General features: G+C 57.9%; 5 protein-coding genes. 1 reads left to right on the plus strand and 4 read right to left on the minus strand.

Features of this window, described 5'->3' with window-relative positions; genetic code table 11:
• Together AAAC48_RS25810 and AAAC48_RS25815 are read right to left on the minus strand one after the other, a co-directional pair.
• Window positions 1-536: Gfo/Idh/MocA family oxidoreductase (locus AAAC48_RS25810; RefSeq protein WP_340656936.1), on the minus strand; the 536-nt coding region annotated here is incomplete at its 3' end.
• Window positions 533-1,570 carry a LacI family DNA-binding transcriptional regulator gene (locus AAAC48_RS25815; RefSeq protein ID WP_340656937.1) on the minus strand — a complete coding sequence of 346 codons (1,038 nt, stop codon included), beginning with the start codon at window positions 1,568-1,570 and terminating at the stop codon, window positions 533-535. The genes AAAC48_RS25810 and AAAC48_RS25815, both read right to left, overlap by 4 nt.
• Before the next feature lie 238 nt (window positions 1,571-1,808).
• Between AAAC48_RS25815 and AAAC48_RS25820 the strand changes: the two genes are divergently transcribed.
• The gene (locus AAAC48_RS25820; RefSeq protein WP_340656938.1) at window positions 1,809-2,972 is read left to right on the plus strand and encodes a dihydrodipicolinate synthase family protein; all 1,164 of its coding nucleotides are present in this window, start codon (window positions 1,809-1,811) and stop codon (window positions 2,970-2,972) included.
• Window positions 2,973-3,027: 55 nt separating this feature from the next.
• Here the strand turns inward: AAAC48_RS25820 and AAAC48_RS25825 are convergent, their stop codons facing one another.
• The gene (locus AAAC48_RS25825; RefSeq protein ID WP_340656939.1) at window positions 3,028-4,752 is read right to left on the minus strand and encodes an ABC transporter substrate-binding protein; all 1,725 of its coding nucleotides are present in this window, start codon (window positions 4,750-4,752) and stop codon (window positions 3,028-3,030) included.
• A gap of 62 nt (window positions 4,753-4,814) precedes the next feature.
• Complete coding sequence (locus AAAC48_RS25830; RefSeq protein ID WP_340656940.1) at window positions 4,815-5,096, minus strand: DUF2160 domain-containing protein; 282 nt, start codon at window positions 5,094-5,096, stop codon at window positions 4,815-4,817.
• Window positions 5,097-5,164: the final 68 nt, after the last annotated feature.

Genomic DNA, 5,164 nt, shown 5'->3' on the forward strand with positions numbered 1-5,164 from the left:
ACAGTAATATCGAGGATAACCCCGCCGCCAGCTTCCGGGCGATCAAGACGCCAGCCCTGCAGATGTGGCGGCAGATAGACGGCATGGAAGACCTTTGCGGCAAGCGGCTTGCCGATCTTGCCGGCCGCAACTGCATCGCGCATCGCCGTATGGCTGGCCGCATTGCGCAGGTGATGGTTGGTCGCAAATACCACATTGGCAGCGCGGCAAGCTTCGACCATGGCCCGCGCATCCGCAAGGCTGGTTGCCAGCGGCTTCTCGCACAGCACATGCTTGCCGGCTTTTGCCGCGGCAAGAACCTGGTCCTTGTGCAATTCATTCGTTGTTGAAATATAAACCGCATCAATGGGTCGATCGTTCAGCAGCGCATCGATGCCGGTCACGGAATGGGGGATGTTATGGTCCGCCGCATATTTTGCCCCGCGCTCGGCATTGGTGCTCATCACGGAAACGATCTCGCCGCCGTTCGCACGGATCGCCTCGATGACCCATTCATGCGCGATGGTGCTTGCTCCGATCAATCCCCAGCGTGTCATGCCAATTCCTCCGGTTGTTTGACGGGCGCACCGCAGCTTTGCCGCACGACAAGGCGCACAGATGTCACAATCGTTTCCTGGTCGATTTGCCCCGCATTGATCTGCTTCAACAGCAGCTGTGCCGCGCGCTGACCCATGCCCTGCGGATCAACCGATACGGTGGTAAGGGCCGGAACAGCCGTCTTGGCCTCGATGACATCATCGAAACCGATGATGCCAAAGCCCTTTCCCGGTTCGATATCGTTCGAGCGCAGGCCATCGCACACGCCGAAGGCCACCGCATCATTGAGGCAAAGGGCAGCCGTCGGGCGCTCGGAAAAGACCATCATGCGCTCGACTGCAGCGACGCCGCCGGCGCGAGAGGGCGCGGAATGGATGATGAAATTGTCGTTGAGGGGAATACCCGCTTCCGAAAGTGCGTCGCGATAGCCACGCACCCGGTCGGAGAAAACAGCGGTGTCGACGAACCCGCCCATGAAGGCGATACGGCGATGGCCCAGCCCGATCAGGTGGCGAATGGCAGCCTTGGCCCCGGCATAATTGTCCGACACAAGCGTCGAAGCCTTCGCGCCCGGAAGATTGCGGACGACGACGACGACGGGAATGCCGCTATCCGCCAAGGGTTTGATATCATTGGCTTCCGTACCGCGGGCGGGCGAAAGGATCAGCCCGGCAATGCCGTTCTCGCGCATGGAAGCAATGACCTGACGCTGCCGGTCGACACTCTCGCCACTATGGGCGAGGAACTGCACATAACCCGCCGACTGGACCACCATATCCATGCCGACGGCAAGCTCGGCGAAGAAACTGTTGGTGAGATCATTGACGACAATGCCGACGATTTTCGACTTGGCCTGGCGCAGATTGGCAGCGCCGCGATTATAGACGTAGCCGAGCTCATTGATGAGGGCACTGACCTTTTCACGGGTCTTGTCATTGACGAGCGGACTGCCCTGGAGAACCAGGGACACGGTGGATTTCGACACGCCGGCGGCGCGCGCTATATCCACAATACTTGTCCTGGTCCGGTTCAAATGCAATCTCCCAAGTTGCAACCACATTAATTGGAACGTTCCAAATTAGTCAAGCGATTTCTTTTGCGCAACCAGCTACATCCAAAACGCTCGTTCCGGTGGATTTTTTCGTATCGAATTTGGCAATTCTTCTGTCAATTTCGGCGCTTTCCGTACGATTTGGGCAATTTCTGTTTTACCTCTTGTTTTTTGGAACGTTCCAAAATAAAAACCATTCATTCGATTGGGAGCGATGCGAATGACCCTCACCCTCAGATTGCCGAACGCAAGCGGAACAACTTCTGATTATCGCCTGACGGGAGAACCGATCAGTACTCCGTCAACGCCACCAGCGTTCAATCGCATCGCCTATGCAGCCGCCCACGTCGTCTCCGATCCCGTTCGTGATGTGAACCCCTGGAGCGCTCCCGCCATCGATTGGGACGCGACCATGGCCTTTCGCCATCACCTCTGGTCGCTCGGCTTCAAGATCGCCGAGGCGATGGACACGGCACAACGCGGCATGGGCCTCGACTGGGCCGGAGCACGCGAACTGATCCGCCGCTCTCTGGCGGAGTCGCGGACAGTGGCAGGGGCCGATCTTGCCTGCGGCGCGGGCACCGACCAATTGGCTCCAGACGATGCCAGGCACCTCCAGGACGTGATCGACGCCTATGAAACGCAGATCGGTTTCGTCGAAGCCGAAGGGGGACGCGCGGTCATGATGGCGAGCCGTGCACTCGCGCGCGTTGCCCGCTCTGCCGAAGATTATCAAACCGTCTATGGCGACATCCTGAGGCAGACGAGGGAGAAGGTGGTTTTGCACTGGCTCGGCGACATGTTCGACCCGCAGTTAGCCGGCTACTGGGGTTCGCCCTCGTTCGACAAAGCACTGGAAACCGTTCTCGCCATCATCAACGACAACAAGGACAAGGTCGAAGGCATCAAGATATCACTGCTCGACAACCAGAAGGAAGTTGAGTTGCGCAAGCGGCTGCCGCAAGGTGTGCTGTGCTTCACCGGCGATGATTTCAACTATGCGGAACTGATCGAAGGCGATGGCGAACGCTACAGCCATGCGCTGCTCGGGATTTTTGACGCGGTAGCGCCCTCGGCCTCCAAAGCCCTGACCCGCCTCGCCGACGGCGACACACGAGCCTTCCGTGATGTGATCGAGCCAACGGTTCCCCTGTCGCGCAAGATCTTCGAGGCGCCGACGCAATACTATAAAGCCGGCGTCGTTTTCCTCGCCTGGCTCAATGGCCACCAGAGCCATTTCACCATGCCTGCCGGCATGCAGTCGGCACGCGGCATCGTTCACTATGCGGATATTTTCCGGCTCGCCGATCAGGCGAGTGTGCTCGACAAGCCCGAATTAGCCGTCGGCCGCTTGAAGAGCCTGCTGCAGGTCCACGGGCTCTAGCAAACAAAAAAGGGGCGGCGCCGAAGCACCACCCCCCACCCCAATTCACTGAAGCTTACTTGTTCCAGCTCTTGACCAGTTCATCGTAGTTGACGGTCAGGGGCTTTTCCTTCTCGTTTTCGACCTTGAGTTGCGGGGCGAGATGACCATTCTTGACGGCATCCGCGTTCCAGTAGGCAAGATCATGCTCTTCTGCCAGTTTCGGACCAATATCACCCTGAACACCGGATTTCTCGATACGGCCGAGGACCTTTTCCTGCTCGGCGCAGAGCGAGTCCATGGCTTCCTGTGCAGACTTTGCACCGGAGGAGGCATCACCGATCGCCTGCCACCAGAGCTGGGCCAGTTTCGGATAGTCCGGAACGTTGGTGCCGGTTGGCGACCACTGCACACGGGCGGGCGAACGATAGAATTCGATCAGACCGCCAAGCTCCGGCGCGCGCTTGGTGAAGCTCTTGTCCTGGATGGTGCTTTCACGGATGAAGGTCAAGCCAACGTGGCTCTTCTTCACGTCAACAGTCTTCGACACCACGAACTGAGCATAAAGCCAGGCCGCTTTGGCACGATCTACTGGAGTCGACTTCATGAGCGTCCAGGAACCAGCATCCTGATAGCCGAGTTTCATGCCGTCCTTCCAGTAGACGCCGTGTGGTGAGGGCGCCATACGCCATTTCGGCGTGCCATCCGTGTTCATGACCGGCAGGCCCGGCTTTACCATGTCAGCGGTAAAGGCCGTGTACCAGAATATCTGCTGTGCGACATTGCCCTGCGCCGGCACCGGACCGGATTCGGAGAATGTCATGCCCTGGGCTTCCGGCGGTGCATAAGCCTTCAGCCAATCGAGATATTTCTGGATCGAGTAGACGCCAGCTGGGCCATTGGTATCACCGCCACGGGCAACGCAGGAGCCAACAGGACGGGATTTTTCATCAACCTTGATGCCCCATTCGTCGACCGGAAGGCCGTTTGGCAGACCCTTGTCACCATTACCGGCCATGGAGAGCCAGGCATCGGTGAACCGCCAGCCCAGCGACGGATCCTTCTTGCCGTAGTCCATGTGGCCATAGACTTTCTTGCCATCGATCTCACGGCCCGTGAAGAATTCGGCAATATCCTCATAGGCCGACCAGTTGACCGGAACGCCAAGATCATAGCCGTACTTGGCCTTGAAATCCGCCTTGTTCTTCTCGTCGTTGAACCAGTCGTAGCGGAACCAGTAAAGGTTGGCGAACTGCTGGTCCGGCAACTGGTACAGCTTGCCATCCGGGGCAGTTGTGAACGACTTGCCTACAAAGTCATCAACATCGAGGCCTGGATCAGTGACATCCTTGCCTTCATTGGCCATCCAGTCGGTCAGGTTGCGCGCCTGCTGGTAGCGCCAATGTGTGCCGATCAGATCCGAATCGTTGATATAGGCATCATAGATGTTTTCGCCCGACTGCATCTGCGTCTGCAGCTTTTCGACCACGTCGCCTTCGCCGATGATGTCATGCGTCACCTTGATACCGGTGATGTCGGTGAATGCCTTGGCGAGTACCTTGGATTCGTATTCGTGCGTGGTGATGGTTTCGGAAACCACCTTGATGTCCATGCCGGCAAAAGGTTTCGCCGCATCGACAAACCATTGCATTTCCTTTTCCTGGTCGGCGCGGGAAAGCGTCGACAGATCGCCGATTTCCTTGTCGAGGAATGCCTTGGCCTCGTCCATGCCGGCATAGGCACTGCCTGCACCGAACAACAGTACGAGGGCTGTCGTTGTACTCAATATTCGCGTTCGCATATTGTCCTCCCAGAGTTGCGACTGCATCGTCAATTGCCCGACGGGTGCCGGACAAATTGTTTCTAGACAAAGCGGAATACGCCGATTGCGTAGACCACAGAGAGAGCCAGAGCCCACCACAGGTTGGGACCGACAAGTCCGAGCCAGGCGAGTTGAATGAAAGCACTGCCCAGCAGCGACACGAAAAGCCGGTCGCCGCGCGTGGTTTCGAAGCGTAGGATGCCGATCCGCGGATTTCCGCCGGGCGATGCATATTCCCACACCGCCATGCCGATCAGCAGCAAAAGGATCGTCAGGAAGAACAGCGCTGTCGGCAGTGTCCATGCCATCCATGAAAAGTTCATCATACCCTCCCCAGGGCAAAGCCCTTGGCGATGTAATTGCGGACGAAATAGATAACGATTGCACCGGG

Source organism: Phyllobacterium sp. (genome assembly GCF_037994405.1).
Lineage (GTDB): Bacteria > Pseudomonadota > Alphaproteobacteria > Rhizobiales > Rhizobiaceae > Phyllobacterium.

What these genes read in the sequence shown, in the direction of transcription:
- AAAC48_RS25830 (WP_340656940.1), bottom strand. Translation starts at nt 5,096, where the DNA reads ATGAACTTTTCATGGATGGCATGGACACTGCCGACAGCGCTGTTCTTC.
- AAAC48_RS25825 (WP_340656939.1), bottom strand. Translation starts at nt 4,752, where the DNA reads ATGCGAACGCGAATATTGAGTACAACGACAGCCCTCGTACTGTTGTTC.
- AAAC48_RS25820 (WP_340656938.1), top strand. Translation starts at nt 1,809, where the DNA reads ATGACCCTCACCCTCAGATTGCCGAACGCAAGCGGAACAACTTCTGAT.